The sequence below is a fragment of the Geomicrobium sp. JCM 19055 genome, from assembly GCF_000698185.1.
Lineage (GTDB): Bacteria > Bacillota > Bacilli > Bacillales > Marinococcaceae > Geomicrobium_A > Geomicrobium_A sediminis.
The window spans coordinates 89,939-107,954 of the sequence record NZ_BAXL01000008.1; the positions used below are offsets into that span (position 1 = coordinate 89,939).

Annotated in this window: 15 protein-coding genes and 5 pseudogenes; 18 read left to right on the top strand and 2 right to left on the bottom strand. The window is 42.3% G+C overall.

Annotated elements, in window-relative coordinates:
- The first annotated feature begins 11 nt into the window (after nucleotides 1–11).
- The 4 genes from JCM19055_RS08695 to JCM19055_RS08710 all read left to right on the top strand — a co-directional run bounded on the left by JCM19055_RS08695 (nucleotide 12) and on the right by JCM19055_RS08710 (nucleotide 5,321).
- On the top strand, nucleotides 12–1,640 hold the full coding sequence (locus JCM19055_RS08695; RefSeq protein WP_042359461.1) for a glutathione ABC transporter substrate-binding protein: 1,629 nt from the start codon (nucleotides 12–14) through the stop codon (nucleotides 1,638–1,640).
- 61 nt (nucleotides 1,641–1,701) lie between these two features.
- Nucleotides 1,702–2,979 (top strand): homocysteine synthase, encoded by a 1,278-nt coding sequence (locus JCM19055_RS08700; protein ID WP_042359462.1) that lies wholly within the window; start codon nucleotides 1,702–1,704, stop codon nucleotides 2,977–2,979.
- A complete protein-coding gene (locus tag JCM19055_RS08705) occupies nucleotides 2,980–5,019 on the top strand; it encodes a DNA internalization-related competence protein ComEC/Rec2 (RefSeq protein WP_042359463.1) in 2,040 nt (679 codons plus the stop codon). It begins immediately after the preceding gene.
- A complete protein-coding gene (locus JCM19055_RS08710; protein WP_370543060.1) occupies nucleotides 4,911–5,321 on the top strand; it encodes a ComEC/Rec2 family competence protein in 411 nt (136 codons plus the stop codon). The genes JCM19055_RS08705 and JCM19055_RS08710 overlap by 109 nt, the downstream gene beginning before the upstream one ends.
- A gap of 39 nt (nucleotides 5,322–5,360) precedes the next feature.
- Here the strand turns inward: JCM19055_RS08710 and JCM19055_RS25340 are convergent, their stop codons facing one another.
- Nucleotides 5,361–5,501, bottom strand: a complete 141-nt coding sequence (locus JCM19055_RS25340; RefSeq protein WP_042359465.1) for a YqzM family protein — start codon at nucleotides 5,499–5,501, stop codon at nucleotides 5,361–5,363.
- Nucleotides 5,502–5,847: 346 nt separating this feature from the next.
- Between JCM19055_RS25340 and JCM19055_RS08720 the strand changes: the two genes are divergently transcribed.
- The gene (locus tag JCM19055_RS08720; RefSeq protein ID WP_042359466.1) at nucleotides 5,848–6,129 is read left to right on the top strand and encodes a hypothetical protein; all 282 of its coding nucleotides are present in this window, start codon (nucleotides 5,848–5,850) and stop codon (nucleotides 6,127–6,129) included.
- Nucleotides 6,092–6,889, top strand: a complete 798-nt coding sequence (gene holA, locus JCM19055_RS08725; RefSeq protein ID WP_042359467.1) for a DNA polymerase III subunit delta — start codon at nucleotides 6,092–6,094, stop codon at nucleotides 6,887–6,889. The genes JCM19055_RS08720 and holA overlap by 38 nt, the downstream gene beginning before the upstream one ends.
- A 66-nt stretch (nucleotides 6,890–6,955) precedes the next feature.
- On the opposite strand, the pseudogene rpsT reads toward holA, so the two are convergent.
- Nucleotides 6,956–7,221 (bottom strand): annotated as a pseudogene (rpsT, locus tag JCM19055_RS08730) (30S ribosomal protein S20).
- Between the two features lie 188 nt (nucleotides 7,222–7,409).
- Here rpsT and gpr point away from each other — a divergent pair.
- The 12 genes and pseudogenes from gpr (at nucleotide 7,410) to dnaJ (ending at nucleotide 17,964) form a co-directional block, all read left to right on the top strand.
- A pseudogene (gene gpr / locus JCM19055_RS08735) lies at nucleotides 7,410–8,508 on the top strand (GPR endopeptidase).
- A gap of 314 nt (nucleotides 8,509–8,822) precedes the next feature.
- Nucleotides 8,823–9,706: pseudogene (gene spoIIP, locus JCM19055_RS29045) on the top strand (stage II sporulation protein P).
- On the top strand, nucleotides 9,703–9,972 hold the full coding sequence (locus JCM19055_RS08745; RefSeq protein ID WP_042359468.1) for a hypothetical protein: 270 nt from the start codon (nucleotides 9,703–9,705) through the stop codon (nucleotides 9,970–9,972). Before spoIIP ends, JCM19055_RS08745 begins: the two are co-directional and overlap by 4 nt.
- A gap of 102 nt (nucleotides 9,973–10,074) precedes the next feature.
- Nucleotides 10,075–11,903, top strand: a pseudogene (gene lepA, locus JCM19055_RS08750) (translation elongation factor 4).
- A 221-nt stretch (nucleotides 11,904–12,124) separates the two neighbouring features.
- Nucleotides 12,125–12,391, top strand: a complete 267-nt coding sequence (locus JCM19055_RS29050) for a radical SAM protein (protein ID WP_052366119.1) — start codon at nucleotides 12,125–12,127, stop codon at nucleotides 12,389–12,391.
- Nucleotides 12,391–13,071, top strand: a complete 681-nt coding sequence (locus tag JCM19055_RS29055; protein WP_052366120.1) for a coproporphyrinogen-III oxidase family protein — start codon at nucleotides 12,391–12,393, stop codon at nucleotides 13,069–13,071. The genes JCM19055_RS29050 and JCM19055_RS29055 overlap by 1 nt, the downstream gene beginning before the upstream one ends.
- Before the next feature lie 79 nt (nucleotides 13,072–13,150).
- On the top strand, nucleotides 13,151–13,330 hold the full coding sequence (locus JCM19055_RS29060) for a hypothetical protein (RefSeq protein ID WP_265181962.1): 180 nt from the start codon (nucleotides 13,151–13,153) through the stop codon (nucleotides 13,328–13,330).
- A complete protein-coding gene (locus JCM19055_RS08760; protein ID WP_265181963.1) occupies nucleotides 13,317–14,036 on the top strand; it encodes a heat-inducible transcriptional repressor HrcA in 720 nt (239 codons plus the stop codon). Before JCM19055_RS29060 ends, JCM19055_RS08760 begins: the two co-directional genes overlap by 14 nt.
- Nucleotides 14,033–14,191: a hypothetical protein gene (locus JCM19055_RS29065; protein WP_265181964.1), complete on the top strand. Its 159-nt coding sequence runs from the start codon at nucleotides 14,033–14,035 to the stop codon at nucleotides 14,189–14,191. Before JCM19055_RS08760 ends, JCM19055_RS29065 begins: the two co-directional genes overlap by 4 nt.
- A gap of 49 nt (nucleotides 14,192–14,240) precedes the next feature.
- Nucleotides 14,241–14,807: a nucleotide exchange factor GrpE gene (gene grpE, locus JCM19055_RS08765; RefSeq protein WP_042359469.1), complete on the top strand. Its 567-nt coding sequence runs from the start codon at nucleotides 14,241–14,243 to the stop codon at nucleotides 14,805–14,807.
- A 61-nt stretch (nucleotides 14,808–14,868) separates the two neighbouring features.
- Entirely contained in the window at nucleotides 14,869–16,716 is a 1,848-nt protein-coding gene (dnaK, locus tag JCM19055_RS08770; RefSeq protein ID WP_042359470.1) for a molecular chaperone DnaK, read from the top strand.
- A gap of 128 nt (nucleotides 16,717–16,844) precedes the next feature.
- Nucleotides 16,845–17,964, top strand: a pseudogene (gene dnaJ, locus JCM19055_RS30880) (molecular chaperone DnaJ).
- The last annotated feature ends 52 nt before the right edge of the window (nucleotides 17,965–18,016 follow it).

Below are 18,016 nucleotides of genomic sequence, written 5' to 3' on the forward strand. Positions count from 1 at the left end.
GGGATATAGATATGAAAAAGTTTAAGCGATCTTTCGTACCACTTGCTATTGCAAGTATTGCACTTGTTGCATGTAGTTCAGATCCAACTGAAGGAGAAAATGAAGGAACTGAAACGGATTCTGGATCGGCAGAAGATTCAGAAGAGGCTGAAGAAGATGGAGAGGCTGCAGGTGGAGAAGGGGGCAACTTTGTTTTGGCGATGCCTGCTGACGCCGTTACTCTAGACCCACACCAAATTACAGACGTGCCATCTCACATCGTAACGCTTAATTTGTACGAAAATTTAATCATGTTCGATGAGGATATGGAACTTCAACCAGTCCTTGCTGAATCATATGAGCAAATTGATGATTTAACGTGGGAATTTTACTTAAGAGAAGGAATTACGTTCCATGACGGCGCGGAATTTAATGCGGATGCAGTTGTCACAAATTTCGATCGATTCTTAGATCCTGAGACAGCGTCACCACGTGCATCGTTGTTTGAGCCTATTGAATCGGTAGAGGCGATTGATGAATTTACCGTACAAATTACTACTGATGAACCTTTTGCTCCGTTAATTCCTCACTTGGCTCACGGCTCTGCTGGAATTATTAGTCCGGATGCAATTGAAGCAGATGAGAATATTACGGTAAATCCTGTTGGGACAGGCCCTTTTGAGCTTGAGAATTGGGAGCAAGGCAATGAGATCGTACTTGCTCGCTATGAAGACTACTGGGGTGACAGTGCTATTTTAGACAACGTTACACTCAAAGTTGTTCCTGAGCAATCAACGAGAATGGCGATGATTGAGCAAGGTGAAGCACATTTTATGCAACAAATTGAACCGGCGAATGTTGGTAGAATTGATTCGTTAGACAACGTTGAAGTTGTTACGCAAGAAGGATTTGGAATTGACTATATCGGCTTTAATACGTCAGTAGAACCGTTTGATGATCCTTTAGTTCGTCAAGCATTGTCGATGGCACTTGATAGTGAAGCAATTGTGAATGGATTATATGAAGGTTATGGACAAGTCGCAACGAATCCATTGAACGATATCGTTAACGGTGCAAGCGCAGACGTAGAAGGTCTTGAGTATGATCCTGAGCAAGCAGCAGAATTATTAGCTGAAGCCGGCTATGAAGATGGATTCTCTGCAACGTTAATTACGAATGATGCGAACCCAATGCGCGTTCAAATCGCAGAGCTAGCACAAGATCAGTTTGGTGAGTTAGGCATTGACATTTCCATTGAGCAAATGGAATGGGGCGCGTACTTAGATCGCGTTGACAGTGGTGATACTGAAATGTTCATTCTTGGATGGTCAATCTCCTCAGGGGATGCTGATAACGGCTTGCACCCATTGTTCCACTCAGATAACGTAGGTGCTAACGGAAATCAGACGTTCTTTGAAAACGATGAACTTGATGAGCTTTTAGATGCTGCTCGTGAAGAGATGGATGAAGATGCTAGACAAGAACTTTATCAACAAGCGCAACAAATTTTAGCTGATGAAGCTCCAATGATTTATACGTTGCACACTGACTATGTGGTTGGGGTTGCAGATTCAGTGAATGACTTTATTCATTATCCGAATGGCCAATTCCCATTCTGGCAAATTTCAATTAGTGAAGAAGCTGGTGACAGCTCGTATTAATTATACTTTTCCTCATGGATCTAATTTCGTAGGTCCATGAGGTACTATTGGAGTGAAGTTTATGAGTGAAACATGGAAGCTTGAAACGAAGGCGATTCATTCTGGTCAAGAGATCGATCAATCAACTGGTGCTAGAGCAGTGCCGATCTATCAAACGACATCTTACGGTTTTGACAACGCTGACCATGCTGCAAACTTATTTTCACTACAAGAGAATGGAAACATCTATACGAGGATCATGAACCCGACACAAGCTGTATTTGAGGATCGGATTGCTGATCTTGAAGGTGGGGTCGCCGCTTTAGCGACGGCAAGTGGAAGTTCAGCGATTCATCTTGCCATCTTGAACATTTGCCGTAGTGGCGATGAAGTGGTGGCATCAAGCTCTTTATACGGTGGAACATACAATTTATTTAAGCATACGTTGCCGGAAATGGGCATTAACGTACGCTTTGTTGACATTGATGATCCTAACGCATACAAAGCTGCAATCACTGATAAAACAAAAGCGGTATATGGCGAGCTAATCGGAAACCCAGATGGCAAAATCTTAGACATCGAGGCCGTTGCTAACGTAGCGCATGAAGCAGGCCTCCCGCTCATCGTTGATGCTACACTTGCTACCCCGTACTTATGTCGACCTATTGAACATGGGGCAGACATTGTTGTTCACTCAGCAACAAAGTTTATCGGTGGTCATGGAACGTCCATTGCAGGTGTGATCGTAGATAGTGGTCGTTTTGATTGGACAAATGGGAACTTCCCGATGTTTACTGAGCCCGACCCGAGTTATCACGGTGTCGTCTTTAGTGAGGCAGTAGGAGAGCTTGCGTATATTATTCGAGCGAGAGTGCGTCTGCTACGTGATCTGGGACCTGCAATTTCACCACAAAATGCATTTTTGATGTTGCAAGGCCTTGAAACATTGCATTTACGAATGGAACGACACGTTGAAAACGCAAAGAAAGTTACAGAGTATTTGGAGAAGCATCCATCCGTAGATTGGGTGAGTTATGCGGGCTCTGCAAAACATGAAAGCTACTCATTAGCAGAGAAGTATTTCTCTTACGGTCCTGGTGCTGTTCTTACGTTCGGCATAAAAGGTGGGCATGCAGCTGGTAAATCGTTCATCAATCACGTGAAACTACACTCACACGTTGCGAATGTAGGCGATGCAAAGTCTCTTATTATCCACCCAGCAAGTACAACTCATCAGCAACTAACCGAAGACGAACAAAAGCAAGCGGGAGTAAGTCCTGAATTGATTCGTCTATCAGTTGGGATTGAACATGCTGATGATATTATTGAGGACCTAGAGCAAGCGTTTCGTGAGGTGTAATTGTTAACGACAATTCTTCGCCACACATTTCCGTGTAGCATTGCGATCATTATTGCTATACTCCTCGTTTTCATGAGTGCACAAAGCGCAATTGTCTTGTTGCTAGGTGCACTCCTTTTATTCTTCTACTACTTACCTAAGCAAACCCCTCCATTAATCATCTCAACAGTAGGTAGCTTCTTGTTTATGTACATGTATACTCTTCATTTTGATGAACGGAATGAGACGCAATTACATGAAGACATGCAACAATTTCATGTTGAGTTGAACTCTCTCATTCAAGTGGACGGTAACCTTGCGACTTTTCAAGTGAAAACGCTAGAAGAGAACGAACGGGTTGCTGTGCGTTTGCGCATTGATTCGGTGGAAGATCAACACTTACTTAAGACTACAAAAGTAGGTGAGGTCTGTCATATTACCGGAGAACTCATAAGCCCGAGTCCATCACGCAACTTTCATGGTTTTGACTATGAGGAGTACCTTTACTTGCAACACATACACTGGATCTTATCGACAACGAGTGCAGAAATGAGTTGTGAGGAACGTGCAAATCTCCTTAGTTGGGACCGTATTCATGAATGGCGACTCTATGCGCTTACTGTGATCGATGAACGGTTTAGTGAGCATGTGAGTGGTGTCATGACCGCTCTTTTATTCGGTGATCGCTCATTCATCGGCGTAGACGTACTAACTGCGTATCAAGACCTCGGTATTATACATTTACTCGCCATTTCTGGACTACACGTAGGGATCGTAAGTGGGATGGCTTACTATGTGCTAAAACGAAGTGGAGTTACGAAAGAGCGATCAGCCGAAATTTTACTTGTATTATTACCGGTGTATGCCGTACTTGCTGGAGGAGCGCCTTCAGTTATACGTGCGGTGACGATGACCATGATCGTTTTTGCTGCGATTCGAATGCATTGGCGAGCATTTTCTGTTCATAATTTGAGCTTCGCGGCTTGTGTAATGTTAATCATGAATCCTTATTACCTTTTCCATATTGGATTTCAATTATCGTTTAGTTTAACGTTCTCAATTATCCTCTCCGTACATTACATGCAACAACTTCGAACGAAAATTCTGCAATCCCTTTTTATTTGTGTTCTTACGCAACTCTTTTCATTTCCAATCATCGTTTATTATTTCCATACGTATTCCCTATGGAGTTTAGTACTCAATATTATGTATGTTCCGTTTGTATCGGTGTTTCTACTGCCTATTTTGTGGGGTTTGTTTTTCGTATCCTTTTTTTCGATGCCATTAATGAAGTTTGGTGATTGCGTACTAGAGCATGTTCTTCAGTTTATTCATCACTTTTTTTGTCTCGGTGCAACAGTGCCTACAGGATGGACGGCATTTGGCGAGACATCAACGCTTTGGGTAGGTTTACTACTTCTATTGACGACTGTGATGCTGATTTTGCTAGTACGTAGAAAGCGAAAGCTACTAGTAATCGTAACAGTTGCTTATGTTAGTAGTCTGCTTTATCCACTGTATTCTCCATATTTTAGCAATGAAACCGTCATTACGTTTATTGATGTTGGACAAGGGGATAGCATTCTTATTGAACTTCCAAGGCGGGAAGAGACGATGTTAATTGATGCGGGTGGCTACTTACCGATTCCAATGGAAGATTGGGAGAGAAGGAAAGTTGCACCTGACCCAGGTAGGCAAAGCGTAGCTCCTTATTTAAAAGCGAGGGGAATCAAGACAGTCGATTATGTCGTTGCATCACACGCTGATTATGATCATGTTGGTGGTCTATTTGAAATCATAGAACAGTTCAATGTTAAGACGATTATATACCCTCATATAGAGCTTGAAGGGGAAGTTGAACAACGGTTACTTACTCGTGCATTGGAGCGAGGGGCGACTGTGAAGCTGCAAGCAAGGGGGATGTCATTGTCACTTCTCATGCGAACTTCCAGGTGCTGCACCCGAAGAAGACAACAGGTACGATTGACAATAAGAACGACCATTCGCTCGTTTTATTCGTTGAAATTGGTGGACTTACTTGGTTGTTTACTGGCGATCTAGAAGAAGAAGGTGAACGACAGCTTATAGGGGAGTATCCGACATTGCAAGTAGATGTTTTAAAGGCTGGGCACCACGGTAGTCGAACCTCATCAACGGATGCCTTTATCGCTCATATCAAACCAAATGTAGCGGTGATTACGGCAGGTGAAAACAATCGCTTTAATCACCCTCACCCTGACGTTGTTGAAACGTTTCGAGAGCACGATGTCCAAGTCGTTGGCACTCATGAAAACGGGGCCATTCGCTTTATACACGATGGTTATTCTTGGAGGGTGGAGGTGAAGAAAAGTTTAGTACATTAAAAAAAGACCTTCTTAATAATAGGAAGGTCTTTTTACGTGCTACATTCTACTTGCGAACTCAATGATAACTCCAATGACAAAAATCGTTGCGAAAAAGCCGAAGGAAACAGCCACTCCAACGATCGCGTCGTTGAAATCGTTACGTTTACTTTGCACTTCTTTTTCAAAATTGTTATGCATTCGTGACCCTCCTCATTCATCGTCAAGTATAAGACAAGCATGAAAAAAAATCTACTCTTGTCATAAAAATACCTTAGTTTTTTTAAGGGATGTGAAGTGTGATTTCTCACTTTTGTTAAGAGTTGTCACCCATAAAGAACGATGGCATAGGATACGATAAAAGCAGAAGTTCTTCATGATTACCGTTTGCCGGACAGTTCCTAGGTCTCTCTGGCAAGCGTTCATATAAATTGAGGCAGTGTAGAGAAATCTAGACTGCTTCTCCCATTTCTTCTAATACATAATTGGTGATACAATAGATATGATGAAACGAATACGCAAAGTGTATGCATGAAAGAGTGAGATCATGACTTCTTACATAGAAGCAAAAAAGGACATTGATCGAGGAAAGTTAAGTCGGGTTTACCTTATTTATGGAATGGAAACGTACATGATTGATGATCTTACACAATCGATTGTCAAACAGGTGTTACGTGAAGACGATGCAGAATTTAACTTGTCACAATATGATCTACGTGACACAGCCATTCAAGTCGGATTAGAAGATATTGAAACACCATCTTTTTTTCGGCACGGAAAAAGTCATCGTTATGAAACATGCCTTCTTGTTAACCGGCCAGAAACGTAAAGATAGTGCTGAACATGATTTACGTCAATTTGAGCGGTACTTGGACAAAGAAGATCAAGAGCATGATTATGTCATTTTTACAGTTGAAGCTGAAAAGTTAGATGAACGAAAGAAAATCGTAAAAAAGCTAAAAAAGCATGCAACGGTGGTACAAGCAGCGCCACTTGCCGGTACAGAACTTGAACGATTCGTCAATTCACAAGCAAAGCAATACGACGTGACGTTTTTGGACGAGGCGATTACGTTATTTCTTGAAGTAACGACACCAGATTTGCAAGCGAGAAAAACCGAAATTGAGAAATTAGCATTGTACGTAGGTCCCGGTGGGACAATTACGAAGGATACTGTCAATGAACTCGTCTCAAAAAGCTTGGAAGATAACGTGTTCACATTAATCGATGCGATTTCAAGCGGACAAGCAGAACGAGCGCTGATGATGTATCAAGATCTTGTATTTCAAGGTGAAGAGCCGATTAAGCTCGTTGCGTTAATTGGAAGACAACTACGAATGATGAGTCTTATTATTGATATGGAAGAACGGGGATATTCTCAACAGAAGATGGCGCAAGGTTTAGGTGTGCCGCCATTTGTCGCCGGTAAGATTCGCAAGAAAACGACAGGGCTTAATCCTCGTGCACTACATGAGGCGCTGTCAACTCTAGCAGAAGTCGATTACAAGATGAAAACGGGTTACGCTGATAAGGAGACCGCTATGGTTACCTATATTGCGAGGCTTAGTCAACAATTACATGAAGCTTAAAAAAAGACCTCTGAACAAAGTTCAGGGGTCTTTTAAGTAATAAAACGACTCGCTAGAGTCGTTACATTATTTAGCAACAGCGTTTAGTTTACGCTCCATTTGAGACTTTTTGCGAGCAGCTTTGTTCTTATGAATAAGCCCTTTGTTCGCAGCTTTGTCTACTTTTTGCTCAGCGAGTAAAAATACTGCTTTTGCACCTTCAACATCGTTAGATCGATTTTCTTATCGAATTCTTTGATTGTTGTACGCATCGCAGACTTAAACGCTTGGTTCTTAACACGTTTTTGTTCGTTAACAAGAATACGCTTCTTAGCTGATTTAATGTTAGCCAAATCATTCACCTCCCCAACTTACTTCATGCTACAGATTAATACGTTTATATAAAATCATCGCATGTATCCAATGTATGACAGATGAATTGTACCAAATCCAACCGACTGATGCAAGCTGATCTTAGGATAAAAAATAGTGACTAGGAAAGCCTAAAAATACATTTGATGAAGTTGAGGTGGATAACGACATGTCTGAGCAAGAATTTGATAATAGTAAAGTAACATTTTTTCGTAGAACGGATTTGGCAGTTGAAGATGAAACGTCTTACCGAATCGTCATCGAGATGGAATCCACGTTGAAGAACATGAAGAAGATGAAATCACCATCACGAATGTAACAATCGATGAGAAAGCAGCGGAGATGACAGGGAAACAAGCGGGTCGGTATTTGACGTTAGAAGCATTAGGAATCCGGCAAAAAGATCCGAAGCTACAAGGGGATTTTATTAAAGTATTTAGTAGAGAGTTGATGAAGTTTCTAGATGAAGCAGGAATTAAGAAAACGAGCACTTGTTTGATCGTTGGCCTTGGTAACCGTGATGTCACGCCAGATGCATTAGGTCCAAGAACGGTTGATCAATTGTTAATCACTAGACACCTGCTAGAGCTTGGTCATAAAGAAGCAAGTGACGGTTATCGTTCGGTTGCAGCGATTGCACCAGGGTGATGGGTGTGACTGGGATTGAAACATCAGAAATTATTTACGGGACGGTCGAAAAAGTAAAGCCTGACTTTGTAATTGCGATTGATGCACTAGCAGCGCGCTCCATTGAACGTGTAAATGCGACTGTGCAAATTTCAGATACAGGCATTCATCCAGGTTCAGGTGTTCAAAATGCTCGCAAAAAAATTAATGAAGAAACCATTCACGTACCCGTCATTGCCATTGGAATTCCAACCGTAGTAGATGCCGTTTCGATTACGAGTGATACGATTGATTTTCTTTTCAAACACTTTGGTAGAGAAATTAAAGACCAAGATAAACCGTCCTCTTCACTCGTGCCGAGTGGAATGACTTTTGGTGAGCGAAAGAAACTAACCGATGAAGACCAACTAGGTGAAGAAGAACGGGAACAATACTTTGGCATTGTCGGGAAACTACCAGAAGCTGATAAACGTCAGCTTATTGAAGAGGTGCTAAATCCACTAGGTCACAATCTGATGGTAACCCCAAAAGAGGTTGATACATTTATGGATGATATGGCTAATGTGCTTGCTGAAGGATTGAACATTGCCTTACACGAAGCGGTCACCGACGAGAACAGTGGTCACTATACTCACAATTAATTCTAGTAATTGTACAAGTTTTAGTTCTGTTCGTTCGACATGCTCATAGAATGGTAGCGTAAGGGGGAGTGCTCTTGCGTTACCAACAGTCACACGTTATTACAGTTTCGAAAATACAGATACAGTCACTCGTCATTACAGTGATCGCGTTTGTCATCGTTTCCTTTGTTGTGATTGCTATGTTAACAACGGCAGGGAATTATAGCCGTTTTGCATCAACGGCGGTTCACGATTTTACGTCTTCGCTACAAAGCGAACTGTTTATTCATGTCATTGGCACAGAGAATCGACATTACCTGGAAGCTGCACCAGAGATGAGTACACCGAACCTATCAAGCGTCGCTTTAGAACTAGCAACACAAGTGAATCTAGAGGATCCGAGAACCTTTCTAGGACGGGAACTCCCTGGGTTTGAAGTGTTTGATGACACGATTGTCGTAGCAGGGGAAGGAACAGACTTAACAACGATGTCTATTGAATCTTCTCCACCTCCTGATGCTTTTATAGATCAAGAAGAGGATAAGGGAGAAAAAGAAGAAGTAAGACCTTCGCTCTCTCATGAAGATGCGCTCGTGCACATCGTCCATACACACAACCGAGAAGCCTTTCATCCATATAGTGGTGGTGAGAACTACGCCACTGAACAAAACATCGTTGAAGTTGGAAAAGAAATCGGAAGACATTTAGATGAAGCGGGAATTCCAGTGGATGTAAATGAAGATGACATTCACGGGATGCTCATTGATCGAGGTTTGCATTTTAGTAGGTCGTATGATGTTTCAAGAGACGTTGTTGTAGATGCGAAAAATAAAAATGACAACTTGGAGTTTTTCATCGATGTTCATCGCGACTCTCAGCCACACGATATTACGACCGCAACAATCAATGGCGAAGCATGGCAAGAACGTTCTTTGTTGTAGGAACCGACCATCCTGACTACGAACGTAACAAGGCGCTTGCAACGGAACTTCATTATCGCCTTGAAGACGAGTATCCAGGTTTAAGTCGTGGGGTGTTGGAACGTGGAGGAGCAGGAACAAATGGAGTTTTCAATCAAGACCTCTCCCCAAACGCGATGCTCATTGAAATGGGTGGCATTGATAATACATTTGATGAATTAAACCGTAGTGCAGAAGCGTTCGCAACGATTGTAGAAACGTATATTTATGAACAGTTAGAAGAGGAGGAAGGCGAATGAGGCTAAAGCGTGGCGCATCACTGCTAATGTTTGGACTCGTGCTGTTTTTAAGTGGCGTTTTAAGTGGTCATTATTATGCGTATTATCAATGGGGAGAAGTGTACCATGATGAACGAGTCGTCGATGAAGAAGTGCTAAAAGAAAAATCTGAAGGCATGGAAGATCAAGGTATGAACCTTTCAGAACGTCAAGAACAGCTTCGTCAAAATGACTCGTCGAACTTCTTTTCAGATCTCGGTAAAACACTCGGAGGTTCGCCTCGCTGAGTGTTTTTTCTTGCTTTATAATTGCTGTATGTGTGTCGTATTGCTATAATGTAGGGTAGTTTTCAATTGAGGACGAGGTTCTTTAAGATCAGGAGTGATGGAATGAACAATCAAGAAAGACGAGAGCGACAAAAGAGAATACGTAACTTCTCTATCATTGCTCATATTGACCATGGTAAATCTACGCTTGCCGATCGGATCTTAGAACAAACAAAAACCGTATCCGCGCGTGAGATGCAAGATCAGTTGCTAGATGCAATGGATTTAGAGCGTGAACGAGGCATTACGATCAAACTGAATTCTGTACAGTTGAAATATGTTGCAAAAGATGGCGAGGAATACATCTTTCATTTAATTGATACACCAGGCCACGTCGACTTTTCATACGAAGTGTCGAGAAGTTTGGCTGCTTGTGAAGGTGCCTTACTCGTTGTGGATGCCTCCCAAGGAATTGAAGCACAGACGCTTGCGAATGTGTACTTAGCACTAGATAACGACTTAGAAATTCTGCCTGTCATTAACAAAGTCGATTTACCGAGTGCTGAACCTGAGCGCGTGAAACAAGAGATCGAAGATGTCATTGGACTTGAAGCAGGAGACGCGGTTCATGCTTCTGGAAAAAGTGGTATTGGAATCGGCGATATTCTAGAGCAAGTCGTCGAGAAAGTTCCTGCACCAACGGGTGATCCTGAAGCGCCATTAAAAGCGTTGATTTTTGATTCTCTCTATGACTCTTACCGAGGCGTGATTGCGTACATACGAATCGTTGAAGGGACTGTCAAAAAAAAGGCGATAAGATTCGCATGATGGCAACTGGTAAAGAATTTGAAGTCAATGAAGTAGGGATTATGACACCAAAACCAATCGCAACACAAGAGTTGACGGTTGGAGATGTTGGCTTCTTAACAGCATCAATCAAAAACGTTGGAGATTCTCGTGTCGGGGATACGATTACGTCAGTCGTCAACCCTGCAGATGAGCCGTTACCAGGTTACAAGCGCATGAACCCGATGGTGTACTGTGGGTTGTACCCAATTGATGCAAGTGACTATAACGCATTGCGAGATGCACTAGAGCGTCTTGAGTTAAATGATAGTGCTCTTCAGTATGAAGCGGAAACGTCACAAGCACTTGGATTTGGTTTCCGTTGTGGATTCCTCGGTCTTCTTCATATGGAGATCGTTCAAGAGCGAATTGAACGAGAATATAACATCGATCTTATTACGACGGCACCGAGTGTAATTTATGATGTGACGCTATTAGACGGATCAAAGGTTCAAATTGATAACCCGTCCAACATGCCAGATGCTCAGTCAGTGGATTTTGTTGAAGAACCGTACGTGAAAAGTACAGTGATGGTACCAAATGATTACGTTGGAGCTGTCATGGATCTTTGCCAAAAGAAGCGAGGCAACTTTATCGATATGACGTACATGGATGCCAATCGTGTGAATTTGATTTATGAGCTACCATTAACTGAAATTGTCTACGATTTCTTTGATCAATTAAAATCAAATACAAAAGGGTATGCGTCATTTGATTATGAAATGATCGGATACCGAACGTCTAAGCTTGTGAAGATGGACATCTTGTTGAACAGCGAAAAAGTCGATGCCTTATCGATTATCGTACACCGTGACATGGCGTATGATCGCGGGAAGATCATCGTAGATAAATTAAAAGAACTCATTCCAAGGCAGCAATTTGAAGTGCCTGTACAGGCGAGTATCGGAAACAAAGTGATCGCGAGATCGACAATTAAAGCGCTCCGTAAAAACGTCCTTTCAAAATGTTACGGAGGAGACATCACGAGAAAGCGTAAACTTCTTGAGAAGCAAAAAGAAGGTAAAAAGCGCATGAAGAACGTCGGAAGTGTCGAAGTTCCTCAAGAAGCATTCATGAGTGTACTAAAAATGGACGACCAAAAATAAGAGGTTGATTGCGATGAAACAAGGTTATATGTTCATATCCCATTTTGTAAACAGATCTGTCATTATTGTGATTTCAATAAAGTGCTCGTCAAAAACCAACCCGTAGATGCGTATGTAAGTGCTCTTTTAACCGAAGGCGCTTACGGCTTCGTGGGAATACGTATCACTCCAATACGATTTACATTGGAGGAGGAACACCAACGGCGCTGTCAGCGAACCAATTGGATCAGTTGTTTACAAACTTGCATAAAGCAGGGATTAGCTGGGATGAAGCGAGTGAAGTCACGTTAGAAGTAAATCCCGATGGTGTAACTACAGAACAGCTTGAAGTTGTTCGCACACACGGCATTAATCGACTCAGTGTAGGTGTGCAAACCTTTGACCCGACATTGCTTGAGACAATTGGTCGGACGCATAGTGTTGCTGACGTACATGCATTGCTTGAGAAGGCACGTGGTCTAGGTTTAATAACATTTCCATTGATTTGATGTACGCTTTACCGGGACAAACAGAAGCGAGCTGGCTTCAAACCGTTGATCGAGCGATAGAACTACAACCCGATCATATTTCTGCGTACGGGTTAAAAATTGAGCCAAAAACGCAATTTCATAACTGGCAAAAATCTGGTCAAATTGTCGCAATGGATCAAGATGATGAAGCAGATCTGTATGAGTTGCTCATTAACAAGCTAGAGAAAGCTGGCTACTTCCAATATGAAATTAGCAATTTTGCTAAGGCAGGAAAAGAGAGTCGTCACAATCTCTTGTATTGGGAGAATGAATCGTATTTAGCGCTCGGCGCTGGTGCTCACGGTTATGTTGAGCACGAGCGTTACCAAAACATCGGTCCGATTCCCCATTATTTAAAAGCGATTGAAAACGAAGAATTACCAACGAGAAAAGTAGATCGCATTTCAAAAAATGAACAGATGGAAGAAGAGATGTTTTTAGGATTACGTCTTCGAAAAGGAGTAAGCCAAGCGAATTTCGATCGTAAATATGAAGTGACGATGCAATCGGTTTATGGGGAAGCCATTGAACGGTTGTTACGAGATGGACTCGTTGAGTGGAACGGTGATTGCCTTCGTTTAACGGAGCGAGGTCAACTACTTGGCAATGAAGTCTTTGCCCAATTTTTACTACCAAAAGATGAAGAAGCGATTCGTTGACAAACCGAATCGCTTTTGATAAATTATTGAGTAGATTTAGCACTCAAGATATTCGAGTGCTAACAGGGGTGATAGGCGTATGTTAAGTCGTCGTCAACTATACATTTTACAAGCAATTGTAGATGATTACGTTCAAACAGCTGAACCAGTAGGCTCAAGAAGCATCTCCAAACGTGAAGATGTGGATTTTAGCGCAGCTACGATTCGAAATGAGATGGCGGATTTAGAAGAAATGGGTTTTTTTAATGAAACCTCATAGTTCTTCTGGACGTATTCCTTCTCATAAAGGTTATCGCCTGTACGTAGATCAACTGTTAAATGTAACAGAGAACAATCATTTAGGATTGATCACTTCTGTGCAACAACTATTTGATTCAAGAGTTTCTGAAGTTGAAGCAGTCATGAGAAAAACGGCTGCGGTGCTTTCAGAGATGACGAATTACGTATCTGTCGTATTAGGTCCAGCAATGTCGAATACGAAATTGAAACAACTTCAAATTATCCCATTATCTACGACTCAAGCTGTAGCAATTCTCGTTACAGACTCTGGTCATGTTGAGAATCGTACGTTTGATATTCCCCATAATATGTCGTTAAGCGACTTGGAGAAATTCGTAAATATATTAAACGAACAGCTTGCTGATAGTCCAATTAAACAATGGGAAGCTTTAATGTCGAATGAAATCGAGCGTCTCCTTAGACAGCATGTTGATCATTATGAGAAGATCCATCAAGATTTGTCTGCTGCTTTTAAACCGAAAGTAAATGAGCAGATTTTCTATAATGGCATGTTGAATTTGCTTGCTCAACCAGAGTTTAAAGACGTTGAGAAGATCAGGCAAATGCTAGAGTGGCTTGAAGATAAGAAAGAAGTCTATTCATTGTTAAATGCAATGAATTCAAAAGACTTACCGTCAAAATTGGTGAGGAGAATCGTTTTGAACTGTTCGATGACATTAGCATGATTACTGCGACGTATGCCATTGATGGTGATACGGTCGGTAGTATTGGGCTCATTGGCCCTACTCGCATGCAATATGAACGAGCGATTCAAATTATTACTCAGATGGCAGACGGTTTATCCACATCATTGACGAGATTGTATCGTCACGATGCATAACAAGATTAAGTTACAATAAGAGACGTGGATACGTTTGGAGGTGCCTCGCATGACTGAAGATAAGAACAACGAACAACGAGAAGAAGAGACGGTCATCGATGAACAAGTTGAAGACTCTACGGATGAGAACGTAGAAATCTTAGACGGTGACACAGAGGTAGAAGAAACAGATAGTGACGACCCTAAAGAAGCTGAGATTACGGAGCTTCGTAACAAGCTTCTACGTCAACAAGCAGATTACGATAACTTCCGTCGTCGTACGAGACAAGAGAAGGAAGCGGATGCGAAATATCGCTCTCAACGCTTAATCGAATCTGTTCTACCTGCTATGGACAATTTCTCTCGTGCTTTGAAGCACGAAGCTGAAACTGAGGAAGGTCAGAACATCCATAAAGGGATGGCTATGGTATACGACCAACTCGTTGAAGCATTGAAGTCTGAGGGCTTAGAAGAAATTCCAACTGAAGGTGAAGCATTTGACCCAACTATTCATCAAGCAGTGATGCAAGTAGAAGAAGAAGGGTTTGAAAGCAATCAAATAGTGGAAGAACTTCAAAAGGGTTATCTACTAAAAGACCGGGTCGTGCGACCTGCAATGGTGAAAGTCAACGCGTAAGCGTTTTGGCGATAGATGAATTTGATTATGATGTAATGGAGATTCAAGGAGGACATTTGCGATGAGTAAAGTAATTGGTATTGACTTAGGAACAACAAACTCCTGTGTGGCAGTTATGGAGGGTGGCGAAGCGGTCGTCATTCCTAACCCAGAAGGTAACCGTACAACACCTTCAGTTGTTGCATTTAAAGATGGAGAGCGCCAAGTAGGGGAAGTCGCTAAACGTCAAGCGATCACGAACCCTAACACGATTTTATCAATCAAGCGTCATATGGGTACAGACCACAAAGAAGAAGTAGAAGGTAAAGATTATTCACCACAAGAAATCTCTGCCATTATCCTTCAAAAGCTTAAGTCTGATGCGGAAGCATACCTCGGTGAAACGGTTTCTAAAGCAGTTATTACCGTTCCAGCTTACTTCAATGACTCTCAACGTCAAGCAACAAAAGACGCTGGTAAAATTGCAGGTCTTGAAGTTGAGCGAATCGTAAACGAGCCAACAGCAGCGGCACTTGCATATGGCCTTGAGAAAGACGAAGATCAAACGATTCTCGTATATGACCTCGGTGGTGGTACGTTTGACGTATCCATTCTAGAGCTTGGCGATGGATTCTTCGAAGTTAAGTCAACATCTGGTGATAATGAGCTCGGTGGAGATGACTTTGACGAAGTAATCATTGATCATATGGTAGAAGAATTCAAGAAAGAAAACGGCATCGACTTAAAACAAGACAAAATGGCGATGCAACGCCTTAAAGATACAGCTGAGAAAGCGAAGAAAGATCTTTCAGGTGTAACGAATACTCAACTTTCACTACCATTTATTACAGCAGATGCATCAGGTCCTAAGCACCTTGAGATGAACCTTACACGTGCGAAGTTTGATGAGCTTTCTTCACATCTCGTTGAGCGTACAATGGAACCAACACGCCGTGCGATTCAAGATTCTGGTCTTTCTGCATCTGAGATCGACAAGATCATTCTTGTAGGTGGTTCGACTCGTATTCCAGCTGTACAAGATGGAATTAAGAAACTTACAGGGAAAGATCCTCACAAAGGTGTAAACCCTGACGAAGTCGTTGCACTTGGTGCTGCGGTTCAAGCAGGTGTACTTGCAGGTGACGTAAAAGACGTTGTTCTTTTAGACGTTACACCACTTTCACTTGGAATTGAGACGATGGGTGGCGTATTCACTCGTTTAATCGAGCGTAATACAACGATCCCTACGAGCCAGTCTCAAGTATTCTCAACGGCTGCTGATAACCAACCGTCAGTAGATATTCATGTTCTTCAAGGAGAGCGTGAAATGGCTGGTGACAACAAGACACTCGGTCGTTTCCAATTGAATGAGATTCCACCAGCACCACGTGGTGTTCCGCAAATCGAAGTAAGCTTCGATATTGATGCGAACGGAATCGTTAACGTTCGTGCGAAAGACAAAGGCACGAACAAAGAACAATCCATTACGATCACATCTTCTTCAGGTCTTTCTGATGATGAGATCGAAAACATGGTTAAACAAGCTGAAGAAAATGCTGAAGCCGACAAAGCTCGTAAAGAAGAAGCAGAGCTTCGCAATGAATCGGACAGCCTAATCTTCACTGTTGATAAAACGATCAAAGATCTTGGTGAAAACGTAGAAGAAGCAGACAAAGAAAAAGCAGAAGCTGCGAAAACGAAGCTTCAAGAAGCATTGCAAGGAACGGATTTAGAAGTTATCCGTACTGCAAAAGATGAACTTCAAGAAAGTGTCCACGCTCTTTCTCAAAAGATGTATGAGCAAATGGCACAAGAGCAACAAGCGCAAGGTGCTGAAGGCGAAGAGCAAGGCACAAAGCAAGAAGATGACGTCGTTGACACAGAGTTTGAAGAAGTAAAAGACGACGAAGATAATAAAGAGAACAAGTAACACTACGTAAAAAGTCAAAGTCAGGTTCGCTTGACTTTGGCTTTTTACATAGTGTCTACACCTTGCGGGTTTTTGTAATTCCCTGTAAGATAATCGTCATGTGAGAAGGAACGGGAGTGAAACGGAGAATGAGTAAACGAGACTTCTATGAAGTGCTCGGTGTAAGTGAAGGTGCATCAGGTGATGAGATAAAAAAAGCGTACCGTAAATTGGCGCGTAAATATCATCCAGATGTGAACAAAGAAAGCGATGCCGAGGATAAATTTAAAGAAGTAAAAGAAGCCTATGATACGTTGAGCGATCCACAAAAGAAAGCCCACTATGATCAATTCGGTCATACCGATCCAAACCAAGGATTTGGCGGTGGTGGTGCTGACTTTGGTGGCAGTGGTTTTGGTGATATTTTCGATATGTTCTTTGGTGGCGGTGGCGGAAGACGCGATCCGAACGCTCCACGCCAAGGTGCTGACTTACAGTACACGATGACGCTTGAATTTAAAGAAGCGATTTTCGGTAAAGAAGAAGAAATTGAAATTCCGCGAGAAGAAAGCTGTAATACGTGTTCAGGTTCAGGTGCGAAACCAGGAACATCACCTGACACGTGTAACCGATGTGGTGGTAGCGGCCAACTAAACGTTGAGCAAAATACTCCGTTTGGGCGTGTTGTTAACCGTCGAGTGTGTGATACGTGTGAAGGTAAAGGACAAACGATTAAAGACAAGTGTACGACGTGTGGTGGCGATGGTCGTGTGCAAAAACGCAAAAAAAGTGCGCGTAAACATTCCAGCAGGCATTGATCACGGTCAACAAATGCGTCAAGCAGGGCAAGGCGAAGCTGGTGTTAACGGTGGGCCTCCAGGCGATTTGTATATTGTCATTAATGTAAAGCCTCACGAGTTCTTTGAACGTGATGGCGATGATATTCGTTGTGAAATGCCACTGACGTTTACCCAAGCGGCACTCGGGGACGAGATTGAAGTTCCTGCTTTAAGTGGTAAAGTGAAAATCAAAGTGCCAGCAGGAACACAATCTGGGCGTCAATTTAGACTTCGTGGTAAAGGTGCAAGAAATGTACATGGTCGTGGTACTGGAGATCAAATTATTACGGTGCGTGTCATTACACCAACGAAGCTTACGGACAAACAACGAACATTGCTTAAAGAGTTTGCTGAGGAAAGTGGAGAAACCGTTGATGAGCATAGCGACAGCTTCTTCGATAAGGTAAAACGAGCATTTCGTGGTGATTGATGAATGAAGAACGAGGCTTCCTTTTTAGGGAGTCCCGTTCTATTTTTTAAGT